Source organism: Actinoplanes teichomyceticus ATCC 31121 (assembly GCF_003711105.1).
Taxonomy (GTDB): domain Bacteria; phylum Actinomycetota; class Actinomycetes; order Mycobacteriales; family Micromonosporaceae; genus Actinoplanes; species Actinoplanes teichomyceticus.
The window spans coordinates 2,271,227-2,290,371 of sequence record NZ_CP023865.1 but is presented as its reverse complement, the minus strand read 5'-3'; the positions used below and the strand labels follow the sequence as shown (position 1 = coordinate 2,290,371).

Below are 19,145 nucleotides of genomic sequence, written 5' to 3'. Positions count from 1 at the left end.
TTCGCGGGTGGCCCTGCCCCGGCCGGAATGGCCCGGGAGCAGAATCTCGCCGACTTGCATCGGCATGCCAAGGACTTCAGCCACAGACAGCGGGGCCTGCGGAGCTGCCGGATGGCGGACACCGTCCGTCCCGCGACGCAGCGCTCGGCGGCCCCTGCGCCACGGGCCGTTCGGCGGGGATCGGCGGCGCCGGTACCGGCGGCGCCTGGTCGGCCGGAACGGGTCAGGTTCCAGCGAGCCGGCCGGGGGCGTGAACCCCGGCCAGTGTCTGCATGGCCTCGTGCTCCCGGTCCGCCAGGTCGGACAGGATCGCCGAGGCGTCGGCCAGGTGCCGCTCGTCGGTGGTTTCCGCGGCGGCCGCGAGGTGCCGGGAGACCTCGGTCCACAGCGGAGCTATCTCGTCGTACATACGGTGACCCCGATGGAGGTTGTCGTCGTCGACGACGGTGCAGCATTCGGCGAGGAAGTCGCGGTACATGGTGCGGAACAGGGCGCCGCCGGTTCCGCCGCGTTCCATCAGCGAGGCGGCCAGGGCGAGGTCGTGGCATGGGTCGGCGCTGCGGGTGAGCCATTTCGGCACCTGCCTTGCCGCCTTGCGGATGCCGCGATGGCCGAGGTTGGCGATCGGCGGGTGAAGGAAGTCATGGGCGTTGCCACGGATGGCCGCGCGGACGACATCGCTCAGCTTCGGTCGGTTCCCACCGTCGGCGAGGGTGTAGGACAGGTTGCGGGCGGTCATCGGTCCACGTTCCTGGCGAGCCAGTTCCAGGCTCGTACGGGTGGTCCGCACAGCGCCGCCCTGCTGGACTGTGTCGATCAGGTAGGCGTGGGCGTCGTCGTAGCCGTACATCGCGACGACGTGGCCGCCGAAGTGGACTTTCGTGGTGAAGTAGTCCAGGTGGTAGGAGTCGAGCTGCAGGCCCACCGGACGTCCGGCGTCGATGGCGGCGGTGACATTGCGCCAGGCCTTGCGTACCGACGTGGTCTCCTCGACACGCATCGTCAGGCCCAGCCGGGCGACCAGGGTCCGGGTGATGGCCATCGGCTTGGTCCGGCCGCCGAGGAACGGGAAGTCCATGTTCTTGGCGTCCCAGTAGACGAAGCCGAGACCTTCGCCGAGGCCGAACCGCATGGGTTCGGACAGGTCGATGCCCTCGTGACGGAGCAGGACCCCGAGCGCGGTGGTCTCGCAGTGCTGGCCGGCGGCGGGGGACACCTCTGCGATGATCATTCAGCCTCCTGTGCGGTGGGTTGCGATGACCGCACCCGCGGGTACGGATCGGCCAGGCGATCTCCGTGCGGTACGCCCCCGTCGGCACGCCGGGGCCGGGCGGGGCGGTAACGTTCCATGAGACCTTCGCCTCCACATCGTGAAGTCTCCCCCGGGGAGACAGTCGAGCCTGCCGGCCGAGCCGCGCTCCTGCCGCTCGGCTGAAGACAGGTCTTCGGTCGGGCCCGTACCGGGGATGTCGGTGCACTGGGTCACGGCCGGTCCCCGGGCGTTCCACCGGGGTACCGAGCCGCGGCCCTTCCCGCTATCGATCGCGGTCGGCGTTCAGCAGCCACACCGCCAGCCAGGCCACGCCACCGGCCAGCACGATCAGCGACACGTCGAGAACCGGTTCGGGGACGAAGGCCCGCAGGGACACCGGCACCGATCCCAGCGCGTACAGGATGAGGGCGCCGCGGGGCGGCAGCGCGGCCGGCAGCAGCGCGGCGGCGAATCCGAGCGTGCCCAGCAGGAAGAGCACGGACGCGACGGTCAACGCCGTACCGAGCGGGCCGGAACGCAGCTCAGCGATCTGTCCGGCGTCCAACCGGGAGAAGACCAGGTTGATGACGAACTCGACGCCGACGAGAGCACCCAGCGCCAGGTAGTTCACCACGAAGGCGACTCTGCCGAACCGGCCCAGCCGAGGCTCGCAGACCAGGTACAGGACGGTGACCAGCGCCAGGGCGAACACCTCCGCCAACGGAGCCAGCAGTTGCGTCAGCGCGGAGGCGGGAATGACCTCGGCACGCTTGGCGGCATTGACGACGAGGACAGCCGCGCCGAGCAGACCGGCGATGCCGCCGAGCCGCTGCGTCGGATGCGACAGCCGCACGGGTGCGGTGATGACCATGGGGACCTCCAGGAGCGAGCAGGCACGGTGCAGTCACTGCACTATCGCAGCAGTCAGTGCGATATCGCAATAACTTCTTGGTATGCTGATCTCGTGCCCGGCCCGAAGAACCTGCTCGTGGACATCTGGTTGCTGTCCTCGGTCGCCACCACGCTGGTTGCCGAAGGACTCGCCGACAGCCCGCTGTCCGTCGACGAATTCGCGCTGTACGGGCTGGTCAGCGACCTCGGCCCGGTGACCGCCACGCAATTGGCGCAATGGACCGGCCTGTCGCCCACCACGCTGTCGGCCACGCTTCGCCGGTGCCAGGCACGCGGCGAACTGGTGCGCACGCCCAACGAAGCGGACCGGCGCAGCACCCTGATAGAGCTCACCGAGCAGGGCCGGGCGGTCTACGAGGCGGCTCTACCGGCTCTGGCTTCGGCTCGCGCGCGGCTCGCGGAACACCTCGACATACCGGATCACGACAGTCGCATCCTCCTGCAGCACGTGGATGCGGCCGTCCGCAAGGCGCTGAAGCTGCCGGCCCGGCCCTACCGGGTCGACGCGATACCGGACCGTGGGCGCTCCCGGGACACCCCGGCCGACGAGGAGACGCCGTTGACGGCCGACCAGCGCGCGGAGGTGGACGCTTTCACGCAGTGGCTGCGCTTCCGGGACCGGCAAGCGTAAGCGCCCCCGGAAGGTCGGCTGGCTGACGCGGGCGGATCGGGCCGGCGCAGCGGGGCGAGAAGGGTGTCGTTGTCCGCTCGTGGTGGCGCCGACACCCATCTCCTCGCGCCGTGGACGTCGTGTGGCGATCGTCCGATGCGGTGGCCGTCACCGGGCGTCGCGTCACGTCCGGCGCTTACGCCGGCTCGACCCTGACCAAGGTTCCGGACGCCTCGTCCTTGACGTAGGTGCGCTTGGCGTTCTTGGCGAGCTTCTGCTCGACCGCTGACTGCAGGTCGACACCGGTCATCTCGGCCAGCGACATGAGGTAGATCGCGATGTCGGCGAGTTCTTCGCCGAGATCGTCACGGGTGCGGCGCCAGGCGTCGAAGGCTTCGGCGACCTCGCCCTGCAGCAGGCAGAACTCCAGGGGAACGTCGCTGGTGTTGAAACCCTTGGCCAGCTTGTTCTCCCAGGCCGACCGCTGGGCGGACCTGATCTCCAAGAGGCACCTCCGGGTGTCAGCGGGTTACCGCGGGGCAGCTTATCGCCGCCCGCGCGCCGCGGGTGACCCGCTGTCGCCGTGTCCGGCGTCCCCGTCCGGGTGATCCGTGGTGATCAGGAGGACCTCCGCCAGGGCACGCCACCGATCCGAGATGATCCAGTCCGGCCGGGCGCGGCGGGCTCCGCGCCGTCTGCGGCCCGGCGGGCCGGATCATCGACGCCCCGGCCGTGCGAGTCTAGGGATTTTCCTGCGTTCCAGGTGTTGACAGCAATGCCGGCTTCACCGCCCGTTCCATTCGACGCACTCGTCGATTACCGTTCGGATCCGGATGACGGCTGCTTTCCCGGTATTTATTGTGGGCCTCCTGCCGACCCTCTAACATCGCTGTCGGATAACCCCCTAGATCCTTCGGTAGGAGCCTCAAGGATGACCGCGCTCGACACTTCCCCCAGGACTTCGGCGTCACCTTCGGACGTGCTCGGCCATTCGTCACCGCTGCCTACCGTCGCCACCCGGACCGGCGAGCTGTTCCGTTCGCTGTTCGAGCGATCCGGCGTCGGTGTCGCCGTGCTGGATTCGCGGTGCCGGATCACCCGTGTCAATGCCGACATGCTGGCCATGCTCCACCGTGAGGCCGCCGAGGTGTCCGGCCTGGCCTTCACCGAGCTGCTGCCCGGGGACGGCCGCGGGCGGCTGCTCAACGGCCTCGACGGGGTCCGTGCGGGCACGGAACGCCGCTTCGGCGATCACGTGCGGCTGTTGCGCCCGGACGGTGAGCCGGTCGAGGCCGACCTCACCGCTGTCCCGCTGCGGCGCACCGGCTCGCACGTCACTTCGGTCCTGATCGTGCTGGTCAGGTCGCGTAGGCCGGCTCCGGCGCCGACCGTGGCCGGCACCAGGGTGCTCAGCCGGCTGGACGCACGGATCCTCGAGGGAGTGGCCGCCGGCGCCTCCACGATGCAGCTGGCGAGCCAGCTGTACCTGAGCCGGCAGGGGGTCGAGTACCACGTGAGCGCGATGCTGCGGAAGCTCAACGCCCCGAACCGGCCGGCGCTGGTCTCGCGCGCTTACGAACTCGGCATCCTCGCGGTCGGCGTGTGGCCCCCGCGGGCCCGCCCCGAATATGTGCACTGAGCGCGCGAACCGCATTGAGCCCCCCACCCACAACGGCGGGGGCTTTTTCCTGAGCGTTTCTTGATATCCGCTTCCATAACGGATCTCCGGCGCGGCGGAAGCAGACAGGAAAGCCCCGACCGGCCGGGTCGGGGCTTTCTTGCGGTCCTCAATTCTTGACGTATTCGGGGTGCACCCTGGGCGGCCAGACGGCGGTGTCGAACATGCCGATCGAATGAGCTTTGGAGACCAGTGCGGGCCGGTTCGGCACGCGCAGCATCCGCAGCAGCGCGGTGACCCGGTATTCCACGCCGCCGCGACTCATGAACAGTGACGAGGCGAGCTTCACCGTCGGAATCCCGGCCGCCACGCCCTCCAGGATGCGCGCGTCCATCGGCTGCAGCGCGACCCTGGCCGGCGCGGCGGCCGGCGGCTCGCCGCCGCGGGGCTTGGCGTGCAGCAGGACGAGAACGGTGTCGATCTCGCCGGGCCCGTCCGGCGACGCGACGGCCGGCACGGCCACCGCGGTCATCCCCGCCGGCACCAGCGTGCCGTCCGGCCGCACCGCCAGCACCCGCTCGACGAACCGCTCCCGGCGACCGGCGATCAGCTCGGTCAGCCCGTGTTCCACCCGCTGCCGCACGCTGCGGTGCAGCAGGGCCGGGAACGAGCGGCCGTAGGCGTCCTGCGGCTCGCGGTCGACCTCGCGGAGGAAGTCGGCGTTGGCCTCACGCAACCGCATCCGGGTGTCGAGGTTGGCTATGCCGATGCCGGACTGCTCGAACAGGGAGCGGAAACCTTCGGCGAAGTCCGTCTCGTCGAGGAGTGCCGACATCACGGTGTCCCCGGACAAGGACATAGCGCATCAGACCTTTCGGACAGGCATCAGACCGAAGGCCGCTCGGGCCTACAGCGACGACGAGTACGTTGGCCACCCCGTGACACCGCCGGAGGAGCGGAGCCGACAGCCCGCCCGGCGATGCTTGAACCCGAAAGCATGTTAACCGAAAGAACGCCACCGCTCTATGGAGCACCCACACAAACAAAGAAGTTGCGCGGCAGGCAAGATTTAGCGTACCGAACCCGGATCCGCACCAGAGACCAGCTCGCGGCACCTCATGGACAGTCCACGGTGACCGGACGGCTCGACTCGGTCACCGTGCCTCCACCGAAGCGGCGGCATCCAAATCAATTCGGACAGGACATGATCCCACTCGGACACCACGCCGTGGTTTCGCGGCCGGGCCTGTCCGCACGGCCGCGTCCCGACGCGCGTCTCGCCCCAGGCGCCCGGCGGGGCAGCCGCCCGGTACCGCGACGGGGCCGGCCGGGGTGGTCTGTCAGGAGCGGGTGCGGGTGAGTAGCCAGCCGGACATGGCCCGGACGCCGTGGCCGATGGCGCTCTCGTCCGGCTGGAAGGTGGCCAGGTGGGGATAGCTGGTCTCGATGCCGGTGTTCGGGGCCCGGACGCCGAGGAACGTGTAGGTGCCCGGGATCCGGTCCAGGAAGTGGGCGTAGTCCTCGCCGCTGAACGGGATCGCGGCGTGCAGCGGCATCACCCGCTCGGTGCCCAGCGTGCGCCGCAGATGCCGCTGGAGGGCCTGGCCCTCACGCCGGGGCGCGTGCATCGCCGGGAACGGGTCGGCCGGGAAGTCCACGGTCGCCGGGCCCACCGCCCGGACGCGGCGCCGGATCTCGGCCCGCACCCGCGGGTAACGGTGCTCCGGCCAGCACCGCGACGACACCCGCACGGTCGCGCCGACGGCCTGGGCCTGCACGACGACGAACCGGGCCAGCGGTCCACCGGGGGTCTGCAGGTCGGCCACCAACCGCTCCAGGTCGGCGGGGCCGGTCGGGCGCTTCACCGTACTCATGCCGTTGATGCTCCCGGCCAACCGCCGGGCGCGCGCCGGGGCATCGGCGCCGGTGAGGGTGATCTGGCCCTTGTCCTGGCCGGGCAAGCCGATGCCGGCGATCGTCGCGAACCGGCCGACCGGGAACGGACCGCAGTGCAGCGCATGGATCTCGCTCGGCCGGGTCGCCGTGAGAACGCCGTCGGCGATCATCGCGGCGGCGCCGGTCAGGCTCTCCTCGGCCGGCTGGAACAGCACCACCACCCGGCCGGACAGCCGCTGGCGCAGCCGGGCCAGCACCTCGGCGATCCCCACCCCGATCGTGGTGTGGATGTCGTGACCGCACAGGTGCGCCGGGCCGGTGGCGCCGCCGGCCCCGTCGTCCGGGCCGACCGCGTCGATGTCCGCCCGGTACGCCACCGTCCGGCCCGGACGGACCCCGGTCAGGACACCGACGACACCGTGCCCACCGACGCCGGTCGTGACATCGAGCCCCGCCGCCCGCAGGCGCGCCGCCACCACCCCGGCGGTCCGCTGCTCCCGACCGGCAAGCTCCGGATGAGCGTGCAGGTCGCGTCGCAGCGCGATCAGCGCGCCGTCCAGCCGGGCGGCCGCCCGCTGAACGGCCAGGGCCTCCCGGTCGGTCGCCGAAGCGGCCCCGGGCGACGTGAGCCACGCCCCCGCGGTCGCCGCGACCGCTCCACCGAGAACGGCCCGCCGGCTGATCACGCGACCCTGTGAACTTCGCACTGGTCCTCCCCCGCCTTGTCCGACGTGGTTCAGCCTTTCGCGATTCGCGCCCGGGCACGAGGGGGCGGACTCCCGGCCGAGGGGTGGTGCCAGCCCCACCCGGCCGGCCCCACCCTCGGCACGTCGACACACCGGCCGCTGGTGGCGTCGACCGGCTGGGCTGCCCGCCGTGCCGCGACTGCCGGATCTCCGGCGACCCGCGCCGCACCCGTACGGCTGCAACCGTCGCTGGTGGTCGAGCCGGTCATTTCGTGCTGCTGGGCCTGGCATGGGCCGCGGTTCCGCACGCCGTCGAGCACGCCTGTGTGGCCGCTTTCGTACCGGAGCTGCTCGTCCGCTTCGGCGCCCACCTGCACCGGCCCGCCGCGTTCGTCCGGGACCGGTGGAAGCTCTTCGACCTCCTGATCATCACCGCGCCGCTGACGCCGGGCATCCTCACCGGACGGGATCACCGACACGCCGCGGGCCGGCCGGGAGGTCAGCGGCTGGGCGGTGCTCTACCACGTCTCGTACCTGGTGGCGGCCTGCTACCTGCTGGTCGGCCTGGTGCTGACCGCTCTGCGGGAGGCCCACCGGGAGGAACGCGCCGCGACGTCCCGGCGTCCGGACCGGGCCGGCAGCCGGTCCGAGCCCTCGATCGAGCAGCAGCGGACCCGGCTGCGTCACATCCTCGACGATCTGCAACAGCGGCTGCCGGCCCCGGCCGAGCCCGGCGACAAGCGCGCCGCGACCCCGCCCACGCGGCCGGCGACCCGCCGCTGACCGGACCGGGCCGAGGCGCACACCCGGGCGGGCACGCGGACGCGGCGCCGGCCGTCAGCCCCGCTCACCAGATGCGTATCCGGCTGCCTCCCGGGGTCAGGGCGACGAGCGGGCCCGCCGGATACGTGCGCTGCGGGTCCTTGCGGGCGCCGGTCAGGTCGGTGGCGATGACCGCCGGGCTGCCGTCCCGCTCCTCGAACTCGGCGTCGGCGAGCCGTACCCGCTCCAGGTCCCGGCCGCCGACCGGGCGCAGCCCGGCGTCGGCGAGGCCCTCCGGCAGGTCGGTCACCAGGTACACCCGGTCGCCCTCGGTGACGACCGAGGCGGACCCGCCGTCCAGGACCACCGGGTCCCGCTCGCCGGCGAACGGGCGGGCGGCCGCGGCGTAGACGTTGCCCCGGGCGTACACGGCCTGCTTCACGGTGAGGAAGCGCTGATGGTCGCCGGGCGGCTGCTCGTCGATGCGCCGCAGGTACTCCTGGAACGAGGCGGGGTAGGCGTCGTAGCCGGCGGTGCCCGCGTACGCGGCGGCGGAGCCTTCGGGCATGCTCCGGTACGCCACCGCGGGGTCTCCCCCGACGAAGACGTTGCCGATCCAGCGGTCGTCGCCGCCGACGATGAACGCGTAGCCGGCCACCTGGGTGCTGTGCGGCCGGTGGTACGGGGTGGCCCGGTCCATCACCGGCTCCACCCAGAGCGTGCCGCAGATCAGGTTGTTGACGAACGCCCCGCCCTGGCTCCACAGCTCGATCGCGGCCGGCGAGGCGAGAATGTTGTGCTCCACCAGGTACGGCCCGTGGCTGACCTCGATGAACAGGTCCCGGTTGTTGTCGTGGTAGATGTTGCGGGAGACCCGGGTGCCCTGGGTCTGCCAGTCCAGCCAGGTGCCCAGCGAGCAGTCGTGGATGCGGTTGTGGCGGATCTCGACGTCGATGGCGGCGTGCAGCTTGATGCCGCCGATCTCGTACCCGTAGAACTCCCGCTTGACCGCGATGTGGTGGATGTGGTTGTCCTCGATGGTGGAGAAGACGCCGCCGAGGTGGCCGACGATGCCGTTCTGCCCGCAGTCGTGGATGGTGTTGCGGCGGATGACGTGCGAGCCGATGTGCTCGCGGTCCCAGCCGATCTGCCGGGCGGCGAAGACCGACTCCAGCTGGTACTGGTAGCCGGGCTTGTCGCCGCGCTCGGTGGCGTGGTTGTGGCCGGTCGAGGCCTCCTTGCCGATGGAGATCGCCGAGCACTTCGCGTCGTGGATGACGTTGTCCTCGATGATCCAGCCCTTGGCCCAGTTGGGCCCGATCAGCCCGGGCTGGTCGGCGGTGGGCGGGCTCCACGGCGTGGCCGCCTGGGCGAGCTCGAAGCCGCGCACGGTGATGTAGTCCAGGTGCGGCACGAGCGGGTAGAACACCGACCGGCGTACGTTGATCTCGACCAGCTCGGCGTTCGGGTCGGCGCCCTGGAAGTTCGCCCAGATCGTCGTGGCCTCGGCGCCCACCTGGGCGTACCAGACCAGCAGGGTCTGTTGCGGGTCGCGGACACGATCCGTGACGCCGGTCCAGTCGTCGATCATCTCGGTCCGCTTCTCGGGGGCGGACACGTCGGCGCGCGAGCCGACCTCGTAGAAGCTGAGGCCGTTGAGGTAGACGTCGCCGAGGTGCTTGCGGGGCGCCTTCTCCGCGTAGACGATCCAGTCCCCGGCGATCTCCTCGGCGAACGGGTTGAAGTCGCCGAACAGCGTGTTCGGCACGGTCGCCTTCCACACGGTCCCGCCGTCCGGCTGCCAGCCGGTGATCCGCTCGGATCCCTTGATGACGACGTGCTCACCCTCGGCGGCCTGGTAGGTGATGCGCCGCCGGTCGCTGAGGCCGCCGCGCCGGGGCGTCACCCACTCCCGGTACTCGCCGGCGTGCACCACCACGGTGTCCCCGGGCCGGGCGAGCGCCGCGGCCCGGTTGATCGTCCGCAACGGCCGCTGCGCCGAGCCGTCGGCGTCGTCGGATCCGGTGGTCGCCACGTGCAGCAGCGATGTCATGTCCTGGCACCTTTCTGTCGTCGTTGCCGGAGCCGGGTACCGGCGGTGTGGTGGCTCATCCCTTGACCGCGCCGGTGAGCCCGCCGACGATGCGGCGTTCGAACAGGCTGAAGAACACCAACGCGGGGATCATCGACAACGAGGTGAAGGCGAGCACCTTGGCGGTGTCGACGGAGTACTGCGACGCGAACGCCTGCACGCCCAGCGGCAGCGTGAAGCTGTCGTGGTCGTTGAGGATGAACAGCGGCAGCAGGTAGCTGTTCCAGCTGCCGATGAACGCGAGGATGCCGGTGGTGATCAGGCCCGGCACCGAGAGCGGGAGCACCATCCGCCAGAAGAAGCCGAGCCGGCCGCACCGGTCGATGGCGGCGGCTTCCTCGATCTCCTTGGGGATCGCCCGCAGGAACGGCACCAGGATGATGATCGTCGTGGGCAGTCCGAAGGCGATCTGCGGCAGGATGACGCCGGGCAGGGTGTTGGCCAGTCCCAGGTTCCGCACCAGGAGGTACAGCGGTGTGATGGCGACCGTGACCGGGAACATCAGCCCGGCGGCGAACAGCGCGTACATCGCTCCCCGGCCGCGGAAGCGGTACCGGGCCAGGACGTAGCTCGCCATGACGCCGAGCGTGACGACCCCCACGGTGGTGGCCGCCGCGGCGATCGTCGAGTTGCCGACCTGGCGCCAGAACGTGCCGCCGGTCAGCACGTCGGCGTAGTTGCCGAACTCCCACGGGTCCGGCAGGCCGGCCGGGTCGATGGTGATCTGCGAGTTGGTCCGGAAGCCGCCGACGACGATGTAGAGGACCGGGCCGAGCATGAGGCCGACCAGCATCAGGACGGCGACGTGGACGAGGGGATCGCTGCGCCGGGCGGGGGTGTTCCTGGCCATGTCCTACCGTCCTCCGGTGAGCGCGCCCTCGGTGTCGCGGCGCAGCACGAAGCGCTGGTACACGAGCGCGATGATCATGGAAATGAGGAAGAGCACGACCGCCACCGCGTTGCCGTACCCGTAGTTGCCCGCGTTGCGCCCCTCGGTGACCAGGTACGTCGCCATGGTCGAGGTGCCGGCGGTCGACGCGACGTACTGGCCCCAGATGATGTAGACCAGGTCGAACAGCTGCAGGGCGCCGATGATCGACAGGAAGGCCCAGATCCGGACGGTCGGCCCGAGCAGCGGCAGGGTGATCCGCCGCTGGGTCTGCCAGTACGACGCCCCGTCCACCGCGGCCGCCTCGGAAAGCTCCTCCGGGATGTTCTGCATGCCGGCCAGGAACAGGATCACCGCGAACCCGACGTATTTCCAGGTCAGGACGAGCATCAGGGTCCAGATGGCGAGCTTCGGGTCGGCCAGCCAGTCCGCGGTCAGCCCGCCCAGGCCGATCGCCTCCAGGACGCCGTTGACCGCGCCCTCGACCTGCAGCAGCAGGCTCCAGGCCGTCCCGACGATGACCTCGGCGATCACATACGGCACGAAGATCAGCACCCGGATGACGGATTGTCCGCGCATCCTCCGGTTGAGCAGGAGAGCGAGGGCGAGCGCGATCGGCCCCTGCAGCACCAGGGACAGCACGACGATCAGGCCGTTGTGCAGCAGCGCGTCGTGGAACGAGCTGTCCCGCAGGATGGTGAGGTAGTTGTCCAGGCCGACGAAATCGGTCGGGGCCCCGAAACCCTTCCACCGGTAGAAGCCGTAGTACGCGGCCATCAGGACGGGCAGGATCACGAAGCCGAGGAACATCAGGATCGCCGGGCCGGACAGCAGCGCGATCTCCAGACGCTGGGCCCACCCGATCCCGCACCGGCGGGGACGCGGCGCAGGCTGCTCCGCCACGTCCCCGGCCGGTACGCGACCGGCGGGCACGTCCTCGGCGACCGCTGTGGCCTCGCCACCGAAGTCGCTGCTCATCGCCGGGTTACCCTCAGCCCTTCTTGGCCGCGTCGGTCACGGCCTTGATGATGGCGGCGACGTCACCCTTGCCGGCGAGCAGATCGACGATGCTGACGTTCAGGGCGTTGCCGACGTTCTGGCCGTACACCGTGTCGAGCCACTGCGAGACGTACGGCGCCTTGTTGTAGGCGTCGAGAACCGCCTTGAGGTAGTCCTCGGTGACCGCGCCCTGGGCCGCCTTGTTGACCGGCAGCGCGTTGAAGCCCCGGTAGTACGCCTCCTGCACGTCCTTGGTGAGGATGTAGTTGAGGAAGTCGGCGCACTCCTTCGGCGCCTGGGCCGAGCACGAGTAGCCGTCCGCGCCGCCCATCACCGCGGCCGGGTCGCCCTGGCCGCCGGGCACCGCCGGGAAGGGGAAGAAGCCGAGGTCGGGCAGCGGCTTGGTGTCCTTGGTCAGGGACGCGATGACACCCGGATTCCAGGCGCCCATCAGTTCCATGCTGGCCTTGTGGTTGGCCACCAGGCCGGCCGAGCTGCCCGCGCCCTGCTGCGCCGAGGTGGTCAGGAACCCCTCGTTGAACGGTTTGGTGTCGGCGAAGGCCTTGAGGTCCGCGCCGGCCTTCGTCCAGCAGGGGTCGTCGAAGGTCTTGCTCTTCGCGGCGGCCTCCAGCGTGGCCTGGCTGCAGGCGCGCAGCGCGAAGAAGTAGTACCAGTGCGCGGCCGGCCAGGCGTCCTTGGCGCCGAGCGCGATCGGCGTGCCGTTCGCCTTGAGCTTGCTCGCCGCCGAGGTCAGCTCGTCCAGCGTCGTCGGCGGCGTCACCCCGGCCTTCTGGAACAGTTCCTTGCTGTACCAGAAACCCCCGGGAAGGATCGCCACCGGTACGGCGTACGCCTTGCCGTCGATCTGCCCGGTCTTCAGCGCCGCCTCGGGCACCGCCTGCCTGGTCTCGGCGGAGATGTCCGCGGTGATGTCCTTGAGCTGGCCGGCCTCCACCATCGCGGCCATCTTCCCGCCGCCACGCTGCAGGAAGATGTCCGGCGCGGCCCCGGAGTTCAGGGCGGTCTGCAGCTTGCCGTCCAGGTCCTCGTTCTGGACCGCCTGGATTTTGATCTTGACGTTCGGATGCGCGGCCTGGAAGTCCGCGGCCGCCTTCTCCCAGAACGCCTTGCCGGGACCGGTCGTGGCGTTCTCCCACAGCTCCATCGAGACCGTGCCGCCCGCGTCGTCGTCGTCACCGCCACAGGCGGCCAGCCCCACGGTGCTCAGCGCCAGTACGGCGGCCACGGCAAGGGTTCTGCTGGGTGCCATGAGAGCCCACCTCTCGGTAGCGAAAGTTTCGGAATGTTTCCGGAATATGACGCTCAAACTAGGGACCAGCGGATCGAGATGTCAAGATATTGATGCGGATGAAGGCGATGGCCCGAGTGGCGGGCACCGCGCGCGGAGCCGGCGCCCACCGCGACGGCACCTCCGGCCAGGAAAAGATCAACTGAGGGCGGTGGGGCGCTTCCCCACCCCCCGGGGCGCCGGCACCCGGAAGTTGTGAAATCTCTGCCGAAAGTTTTGGTACGGGGGTCCACCGCGCGTGCTCACCCGGCCGATCCGGGCGCCCGGGCGCGGTTTTCGGCCTCGACGCTGATTTCCACGTTGTTTCTTGACGGCGTCACCCATCGACGGGCATGTTAACGATCACACGTGCCGGTCACGTCCCCCGTCCCCGCCCCGAGGAAGTCGCCCGATGGGTCTCCCCGCAGTCCGTCGCACGGCCACGGTCGTGCTGGCCCTGCTCGTCGTCGTGCTGGCCGGCTACGCCACACCGGCGTCCGCCCAGTTCATCACCGTTCGTAATCCGGTCATCTCGCAACGCGCCGACACGGCGATCTACAAGCACACCGACGGCTACTACTACATGACCGCCTCGGTGCCCGACTACAAGCGCGTCGAGCTGCGCCGCGCCACCACCCTGCAGGGCCTGGGCAGCGCGGCGACCGCCAACGCGTTCGTCGCCCCGTCCAGCGGCGCGCTCAGCGGCTGGATCTGGGCGCCCGACATCCAGTACATCGACGGCGCCTGGTACATGTACTTCTCGGCGTCGCCGAGCACCGCCGTCTTCGACCAGCGGCTGTACTGGATCCGCAACACCTGCGCCAACCCGATGACCTGCTCGTGGAGCGCCCCGCAGCGGTTCCACACCGGCTGGGAGTCGTTCCAGCTGGACGCGGCGTCGTTCGTCAACCGCGGCGTCCGCTACTTCGTGTGGGCCCAGGACAGCCCGTCGACGAACTACAACAGTCACATGTACATCGCCCGGATGAGCGGGCCGACCGCGATCACCGGCTCCGCGGTGGAGATCGCCCGGCCGACGCTGAGCTGGGAGATGGAGGGCGTCGCCGGTGTCGTGGAGGGCCCGTCGCCGCTGGTGAAGAACGGCCGCGTCTACATCGCCTACTCGGCCTCCGCGACCGACTCCCGCTACAAGCTGGGTCTGCTGTCCTCGTGGGACAACGTCGATCTGCTCAACCCCGCGTCCTGGTACAAGCACCCCAACCCGGTCTTCCAGACCGCCAACGGGGTGTACGGCCCGGGCCACGGCAGCTTCACCGTCGCCGAGGACAACGCCACCGACATGCTGGTCTACCACGCCCGGGACTACGCCACCCCGACCCCGGACGCGCTGACCGACCCGAACCGGCACACCCGGATGCAGCAGCTGCTGTGGCGTGAGAACGGCGACCCGTTCTTCGGCCAGCCGATCCCGGGCACGGTCACCAGCCCCGGCATCCGCGGGCAGCACAGCAACCGGTGCGTCGACAACTACAACCGGGACACCACGCTCGGCGCCCTGGTCCGGCTCTACGACTGCAACGGCGGCACCGCCCAGCAGTTCGAACTCACCCACCGGTCGGGCGGCTACTACGAGATCCGCAACCGCAACACCGGCACCTGCCTGGACGACCTGAACTCCAGCACCGCCTCGAACGCCGACGTCGGCCTCTACACCTGCAACGGCTCCACCGCCCAGCGGTGGACCGTCCAGGACCGCGGCAACGGCTGGTTCTCGCTGCGCAACATCGCCGGCAACATGTGCCTGGACAACTACGAGTGGAACGCCGCCAACGGCGCCCGCCTCTCCCTCTACCCCTGCAACGGCCTCGCCGCCCAGCTCTGGCGCCTGGGCTGAGCCCACGTGCCGGGGCGGCCGGCCCGCCCCGGCACGCCGGCCGGGACCGGCGGTGAGCATCGCGCCGCGGGTGGGCCGGCGCCAGGAAACCGCACCTGCTCAGGTCGTCGCGCAACCCGCGCGGGGCGTGGACGTCCGCGACCGGACCGCGCCGGGCGGCGCCCGCGGCATGTCGGCCGGCGCCGCGGCGGAACGTCCGCGCAGATAGTTCTCCACCAGGACGGCACCCCCCGCCGGACGCGGGCGCGCCCGGCGGGGGGTGCCGGTCCGGCCCGCCGCGCGGGCCGGGCCGGGGACGCGGCGGTGACCGGCCCCGGTCCCGGCCGGGTGCCGGGGGACGGCCACCGGGCGGGTCAACGCCAGAACGTTCCGGGCAGAGACAGGTCGCCGGAGGCCACGTCGAAGGGGTTCTCGACCCGCAGCAGCGGGTCGTGCAGGTCGGCGTTGACCTTCAGGGCCGCGGTGACGCCGTCGTACCGGAAGGTCTCCGGGAAACCGAGCGCGGCCAGCGGCACCTCGATGCGCACGGTCCGCCCGGTCACGGTCGTCGGGTACGACGGGCTGTCCAGGTAGATCGGCGCGCCCGGCCAGGTCCTGGGCAGCCGCGGCCGCTCCCCCGGCAGGATGTCGCGGACCTTCAGCGCCCCGTCCGCCCGGGTGGTGTCCGGCACGAGCACCACCCAGTGGGAGTGCCACAGGCCACCGTCGTCGTCCTTGCTGCCGTTGCGGTTCTCGTCGGCCAGCGGCGTGTCGTCGAAGTCGGGGTGGCTGGTCGCGGCCATCGCCAGCACGCCGCTGTCGGCGGGGAAGCCGACGGTGTCCGCGTTGAGCGAGATCGGCCACACGTAGCTGAGCACGGAGCTGCCGGCGAATTGCCCCACTGGCTCCGGTTTCACCGACCCGGCCCGGCCACGGACCTGCTCGGTGAAGACGATCCTGTCGCCCTGCCGCCGGACCGTGGTCTTGACCAGGTCGAAGGCGGCGGGTTCGGTGTCGCCGGGCGCGGAGACGATGCCCGGGCCGTGGTGGTGGGCGCGGTGGTCGTGCGCGACGGCCGCCACCGGCTGCGGGGCGGCTTCGGCGGCGGCGTCCGGGCGGGCGCCGGCGAGCACCGTCGCCGCGACGGCCGCCACCGCGACGGCCGCGGGGACGACGACGCGGCGGGTGGACCGGATCGGCAGTCGGGTCATGGTCTGGTCTCCTGTCATGTGGTTGGCACTGCCAATTCTTTGGGGCACACGTCGGCGCGGTGCGGAGCGCCGCCGTCGAGATGGCCGGCCGGCGCCTCGCCGGGCCCGGGGTGGGTCAGTGGCGGATGGCGACACCCTCGACGGCCGGGAAGTCGAGGGTGGTCTGGGCGACCGAGTTGAAGTAGTTGGTGAAGGTGTTGAGCGCTACCGCGGCGACGATCTCGCCGATCTCGCCGTCGCGGTAGCCGGCCTCGCGGACCGCGGCGAGATCCTCGTCGGTGACGAAACCCTTGCTGGCGATGACCCGCTTGGCAAAGGTGAGCGCGGCCTCCGCCCTGGGGTCCGAGGCGCGGGCGTCCCGGCCGGCGACCAGGTCGTCCTCGGACACGCCGGCCCTGGCGCCGAGCACGGTGTGCGCGGCGAGGCAGTAACCGCACTCGTTCTGCACGGCGGCGACCAGGGCGATCTGCTCCTGCACCCGGGCCGGCAGCAGGCCCTTGGACAGCGCGCCGGAGAACTGCAGGTAGGCGTCGAGCACGGCGGGCGAGGTCGCCATCGCGCGCATCATGTTCGGAGTGACGCCGAGGGCGCGCTCGACGCGACCGAGCAGGGTGCGGGCCTGGCCCTCGGCGGTGGCGGGGTCGACGGTGGCGATACGAGACATGACTTCTCCCTACGATGGTCCGGTTTACTTGGCACTGCCAAATATAGCGACGACGGGTGTCCCCGGCACAAGACGACCGCCCTGTGGGCTGGAACACTGTGGCCGCCCCGGCACGCCCCGCCCGCGGCTGGGACGGCGCGGGTCGCTAGCGTCCGATCACCGCCGCCGACACGGTTCTTGTCCCTGCCAAGTACCCCGTAGAATGGGAAAAGCGCTGGTCGCAGGCGCACCGAAGAAGACCCGGTTGGTGAAGCGCCAGCTGGTGAAGCGCCAGCTGGTGAAGCGCCCGTTGGTGAAGCAAGAGCTGGCAAAGCAACACGGCCGGCGAAGCAACGGTGGGCGTGGGAACAACTGGCGGGGGAACGGTTCGGAGGAGGAGCGGTTCGCATGTCCGAGGTGCCCGGACCGCCATCGGTCAGCCAGCTGCTGATCGGCCTGGCCCGTCTCGGTCAAGCCGTCCGTATGGAGGCGTGGCGCAACGCCGGACCGCACAATCTGTCGCCGCTGCAGGCCGACATCGTCACCCTGCTGCACGGCAAGCCGCATCCGATCCGCCAAGGGGAGATCGTCACGGCTCTCGCCTCGACGCCGCCGACCGTCTCCGACGCCGTCAAGGTCCTGCGGAAGAAGGAACTGCTGGAAGGAAGCCGCGATCCCGGGGACGCCCGGGCGCTGCTGCTCGGCCTGACGCCGCTGGGCCGCGAGGAGGCCGACCGGCTGAGAAGTCAGTCGGAGACCCTCAGCGGCGCCGTGGCGGCGCTGTCGCCCAGCGACTTCGCCGCCATGCTGCGCGGCACCACCACCCTGATGCGCGAGCTGCAGGAACGCCGCGCGATCCCGATCTCGCAGATGTGTCTGACGTGCCGCTTCTTCGTCCCGCGCGCACACCCCGACAACCCGGACCGGCCGCACCACTGCAACTTCGTCGACACGCCGTTCGGCGACGCCGAGCTGCGCGTGACCTGCCCCGACCACGAGACCGCGTGACCGGGGCGCCGCGCCGCAGGCAGGTCCGGACTCGGACTGCCGTCCCGGCCGCGCGGCGCGGGACGCCCGGTGGACGTCCCGCCGCGCGACCGGCTCAGCCGAAGCTCGCCGGCTGCCCGGTGGTCTCCAGCAGGGACAGCCACAGGTCGCTGTTCGGGTCGACCTGGTTGCGGTGGCTGACCGCGAGCTGGATCGGCACGTGGACGAAGCGGCGGTGCCAGCGGCCCACCACCACCTCGGTCCGCCCGGCCATCGCGGCGTGCACCGCGGCGTGCGCGAGCCGGATGCAGTAGACGCTGTCGTACGGGTTGGCCGGCACGCCGCGGATCATGTAGCTGGGGTCGATGTACTTGACGTTCAGCTCGGTGTTGCGGGCGTCGAACCAGTCGTTGATCCGCTGACACAGGTAGGGGCCGATGTCGCGCAGTTTGACGTTGCCCGACGCGTCGGTCGCGTACGGCTCCCCGGCCAGCAGGTCCTGCCCGGCGCCCTCGGCCACGACCACCACCGCGTGCCCGCGGTCGATGACCCGGCGGTGCAGGTAGGGCAGGAGCCCGTGCTCGCCCTCCAGCTTGAGGGGCACCTCGGGGATCAGCACGATGTCCGCGTCGCTGTTGGCCAGCGCCGCGTACAGGGCGATGAAACCGGAGTGCCGGCCCATCACGTTGACCACGCCGACCCCGTTCGGCGCCGAGGTGGCCTCCACGTGCGCCACCCGGATCGCCTCGGCGGCCTCGGAGAACGCGGTCTGGAAGCCGAAGCTGCGGTCGATGAACGGGATGTCGTTGTCGATGGTCTTCGGGATGCAGACCACCGCGATCTTCTCGTCCCGCTCGGCGATGACCCGGGCGATCTCCATCGCGCCGCGCATCGAGCCGTCGCCGCCGATGACGAACAGGATGTTGATGCTCATCCGGTCCAGGCAGTCGACCACCTCGTTGGGGTCCTGCTGACCGCGAGAGGAGCCGAGGATCGTCCCGCCGTCCTCGTTGATGCTCGCCACCACCTCCGGCGTCAGATCGATCACACCGTGCCCGTAGCGGGGGATGAAACCCTGGTATCCGTTGCGGAAGCCGAAGATGCGGTTCACCCCGTAACGCGAGGTCAGCTCCAGGACCAGGGCGCGGATGACGTCGTTGAGCCCGGGGCAGAGGCCGCCGCAGGTGACGATGCCGACCCGGGTCTTGGCCGGGTCGAAGTAGATGCGCCGGCGCGGACCGGCCGGCTCGAAGCCCGGCAGCTGGTCCGGGCCGGTGCCGCGGGCCGCCGCCATGCTGCGGGTGTCGTCGAAGAGCACCAGATCGTCCTCGTCGACGCAGTGCAGGGAGCTGCGCCGACCGTCGAGCACGGGGGCCAACGGGGAGTCGATCCGGCAGGGGCCAAGAGTGCGGACCACCAGGTCCGAGGCTTCGATCGTCGGCAACGCGTCCTCCGGATACCGTACG

17 protein-coding genes are annotated in these 19,145 nt (G+C 70.7%); 5 read left to right on the top strand and 12 right to left on the bottom strand.

Features of this window, described 5'->3' with window-relative positions; genetic code table 11:
• Nucleotides 1–223: 223 nt before the first annotated feature.
• The gene (locus tag ACTEI_RS10335; RefSeq protein WP_122977453.1) at nt 224–1,231 is read right to left on the bottom strand and encodes a BtrH N-terminal domain-containing protein; all 1,008 of its coding nucleotides are present in this window, start codon (nt 1,229–1,231) and stop codon (nt 224–226) included.
• 304 nt (nt 1,232–1,535) lie between these two features.
• Nucleotides 1,536–2,123: a hypothetical protein gene (locus tag ACTEI_RS10330; protein ID WP_122977452.1), complete on the bottom strand. Its 588-nt coding sequence runs from the start codon at nt 2,121–2,123 to the stop codon at nt 1,536–1,538.
• Nucleotides 2,124–2,216: 93 nt separating this feature from the next.
• Here ACTEI_RS10330 and ACTEI_RS10325 point away from each other — a divergent pair, with 93 nt between their 5' ends.
• Nucleotides 2,217–2,795 (top strand): MarR family winged helix-turn-helix transcriptional regulator, encoded by a 579-nt coding sequence (locus tag ACTEI_RS10325; protein ID WP_164465900.1) that lies wholly within the window; start codon nt 2,217–2,219, stop codon nt 2,793–2,795.
• Between the two features lie 175 nt (nt 2,796–2,970).
• Here the strand turns inward: ACTEI_RS10325 and ACTEI_RS10320 are convergent, their stop codons facing one another.
• Nucleotides 2,971–3,279 carry a MazG-like family protein gene (locus tag ACTEI_RS10320; RefSeq protein ID WP_122977451.1) on the bottom strand — a complete coding sequence of 103 codons (309 nt, stop codon included), beginning with the start codon at nt 3,277–3,279 and terminating at the stop codon, nt 2,971–2,973.
• A 426-nt stretch (nt 3,280–3,705) separates the two neighbouring features.
• Here ACTEI_RS10320 and ACTEI_RS10315 point away from each other — a divergent pair, with 426 nt between their 5' ends.
• Nucleotides 3,706–4,413 carry a LuxR C-terminal-related transcriptional regulator gene (locus tag ACTEI_RS10315; protein ID WP_164465899.1) on the top strand — a complete coding sequence of 236 codons (708 nt, stop codon included), beginning with the start codon at nt 3,706–3,708 and terminating at the stop codon, nt 4,411–4,413.
• Between the two features lie 148 nt (nt 4,414–4,561).
• Here the strand turns inward: ACTEI_RS10315 and ACTEI_RS10310 are convergent, their stop codons facing one another.
• Together ACTEI_RS10310 and ACTEI_RS10305 are read right to left on the bottom strand one after the other, a co-directional pair.
• On the bottom strand, nt 4,562–5,227 hold the full coding sequence (locus tag ACTEI_RS10310; RefSeq protein WP_164465898.1) for a PAS domain-containing protein: 666 nt from the start codon (nt 5,225–5,227) through the stop codon (nt 4,562–4,564).
• Between the two features lie 505 nt (nt 5,228–5,732).
• Nucleotides 5,733–6,995 carry a M20 metallopeptidase family protein gene (locus ACTEI_RS10305; protein ID WP_239082322.1) on the bottom strand — a complete coding sequence of 421 codons (1,263 nt, stop codon included), beginning with the start codon at nt 6,993–6,995 and terminating at the stop codon, nt 5,733–5,735.
• A gap of 492 nt (nt 6,996–7,487) precedes the next feature.
• Between ACTEI_RS10305 and ACTEI_RS10300 the strand changes: the two genes are divergently transcribed.
• The gene (locus ACTEI_RS10300; RefSeq protein WP_122977447.1) at nt 7,488–7,757 is read left to right on the top strand and encodes a hypothetical protein; all 270 of its coding nucleotides are present in this window, start codon (nt 7,488–7,490) and stop codon (nt 7,755–7,757) included.
• Nucleotides 7,758–7,821: 64 nt separating this feature from the next.
• Here ACTEI_RS10300 and ACTEI_RS10295 read toward each other — a convergent pair whose 3' ends face one another.
• Genes ACTEI_RS10295 through ACTEI_RS10280 form a run of 4 tightly spaced genes read right to left on the bottom strand, consistent with a single transcriptional unit; the run spans nt 7,822 to nt 12,986 of the window.
• Nucleotides 7,822–9,789, bottom strand: coding sequence for a right-handed parallel beta-helix repeat-containing protein (locus ACTEI_RS10295; protein WP_122977446.1), 1,968 nt, complete (start codon nt 9,787–9,789; stop codon nt 7,822–7,824).
• A 55-nt stretch (nt 9,790–9,844) separates the two neighbouring features.
• Nucleotides 9,845–10,678 carry a carbohydrate ABC transporter permease gene (locus tag ACTEI_RS10290; protein ID WP_122977445.1) on the bottom strand — a complete coding sequence of 278 codons (834 nt, stop codon included), beginning with the start codon at nt 10,676–10,678 and terminating at the stop codon, nt 9,845–9,847.
• Nucleotides 10,679–10,681: 3 nt separating this feature from the next.
• Nucleotides 10,682–11,695 carry a carbohydrate ABC transporter permease gene (locus ACTEI_RS10285; RefSeq protein WP_239082323.1) on the bottom strand — a complete coding sequence of 338 codons (1,014 nt, stop codon included), beginning with the start codon at nt 11,693–11,695 and terminating at the stop codon, nt 10,682–10,684.
• Nucleotides 11,696–11,708: 13 nt separating this feature from the next.
• Nucleotides 11,709–12,986, bottom strand: a complete 1,278-nt coding sequence (locus ACTEI_RS10280) for an ABC transporter substrate-binding protein (RefSeq protein ID WP_122977444.1) — start codon at nt 12,984–12,986, stop codon at nt 11,709–11,711.
• 430 nt (nt 12,987–13,416) lie between these two features.
• Between ACTEI_RS10280 and ACTEI_RS10275 the strand changes: the two genes are divergently transcribed.
• On the top strand, nt 13,417–14,859 hold the full coding sequence (locus ACTEI_RS10275; protein ID WP_122977443.1) for a family 43 glycosylhydrolase: 1,443 nt from the start codon (nt 13,417–13,419) through the stop codon (nt 14,857–14,859).
• Between the two features lie 353 nt (nt 14,860–15,212).
• On the opposite strand, the gene ACTEI_RS10270 is transcribed toward ACTEI_RS10275, so the two are convergent.
• Together ACTEI_RS10270 and ACTEI_RS10265 are read right to left on the bottom strand one after the other, a co-directional pair.
• A complete protein-coding gene (locus ACTEI_RS10270; protein WP_203723618.1) occupies nt 15,213–16,049 on the bottom strand; it encodes a hypothetical protein in 837 nt (278 codons plus the stop codon).
• Nucleotides 16,050–16,164: 115 nt separating this feature from the next.
• Nucleotides 16,165–16,713, bottom strand: a complete 549-nt coding sequence (locus tag ACTEI_RS10265; RefSeq protein WP_122977442.1) for a carboxymuconolactone decarboxylase family protein — start codon at nt 16,711–16,713, stop codon at nt 16,165–16,167.
• A gap of 387 nt (nt 16,714–17,100) precedes the next feature.
• Between ACTEI_RS10265 and ACTEI_RS10260 the strand changes: the two genes are divergently transcribed.
• Complete coding sequence (locus ACTEI_RS10260) at nt 17,101–17,700, top strand: MarR family winged helix-turn-helix transcriptional regulator (RefSeq protein ID WP_122977441.1); 600 nt, start codon at nt 17,101–17,103, stop codon at nt 17,698–17,700.
• Nucleotides 17,701–17,794: 94 nt separating this feature from the next.
• Here the strand turns inward: ACTEI_RS10260 and ACTEI_RS10255 are convergent, their stop codons facing one another.
• The gene (locus ACTEI_RS10255; protein ID WP_239082324.1) at nt 17,795–19,123 is read right to left on the bottom strand and encodes an ATP-dependent 6-phosphofructokinase; all 1,329 of its coding nucleotides are present in this window, start codon (nt 19,121–19,123) and stop codon (nt 17,795–17,797) included.
• Nucleotides 19,124–19,145: the final 22 nt, after the last annotated feature.

Coding starts and splice junctions, on each gene's coding strand:
- ACTEI_RS10335 (WP_122977453.1), bottom strand. CDS start 1,231: ATGATCATCGCAGAGGTGTCCCCCGCCGCCGGCCAGCACTGCGAGACC.
- ACTEI_RS10330 (WP_122977452.1), bottom strand. CDS start 2,123: ATGGTCATCACCGCACCCGTGCGGCTGTCGCATCCGACGCAGCGGCTC.
- ACTEI_RS10315 (WP_164465899.1), top strand. CDS start 3,706: ATGACCGCGCTCGACACTTCCCCCAGGACTTCGGCGTCACCTTCGGAC.
- ACTEI_RS10310 (WP_164465898.1), bottom strand. CDS start 5,227: ATGTCGGCACTCCTCGACGAGACGGACTTCGCCGAAGGTTTCCGCTCC.
- ACTEI_RS10295 (WP_122977446.1), bottom strand. CDS start 9,789: ATGACATCGCTGCTGCACGTGGCGACCACCGGATCCGACGACGCCGAC.
- ACTEI_RS10290 (WP_122977445.1), bottom strand. CDS start 10,678: ATGGCCAGGAACACCCCCGCCCGGCGCAGCGATCCCCTCGTCCACGTC.
- ACTEI_RS10285 (WP_239082323.1), bottom strand. CDS start 11,695: ATGAGCAGCGACTTCGGTGGCGAGGCCACAGCGGTCGCCGAGGACGTG.
- ACTEI_RS10280 (WP_122977444.1), bottom strand. CDS start 12,986: ATGGCACCCAGCAGAACCCTTGCCGTGGCCGCCGTACTGGCGCTGAGC.
- ACTEI_RS10275 (WP_122977443.1), top strand. CDS start 13,417: ATGGGTCTCCCCGCAGTCCGTCGCACGGCCACGGTCGTGCTGGCCCTG.
- ACTEI_RS10270 (WP_203723618.1), bottom strand. CDS start 16,049: ATGACCCGACTGCCGATCCGGTCCACCCGCCGCGTCGTCGTCCCCGCG.
- ACTEI_RS10265 (WP_122977442.1), bottom strand. CDS start 16,713: ATGTCTCGTATCGCCACCGTCGACCCCGCCACCGCCGAGGGCCAGGCC.
- ACTEI_RS10260 (WP_122977441.1), top strand. CDS start 17,101: ATGTCCGAGGTGCCCGGACCGCCATCGGTCAGCCAGCTGCTGATCGGC.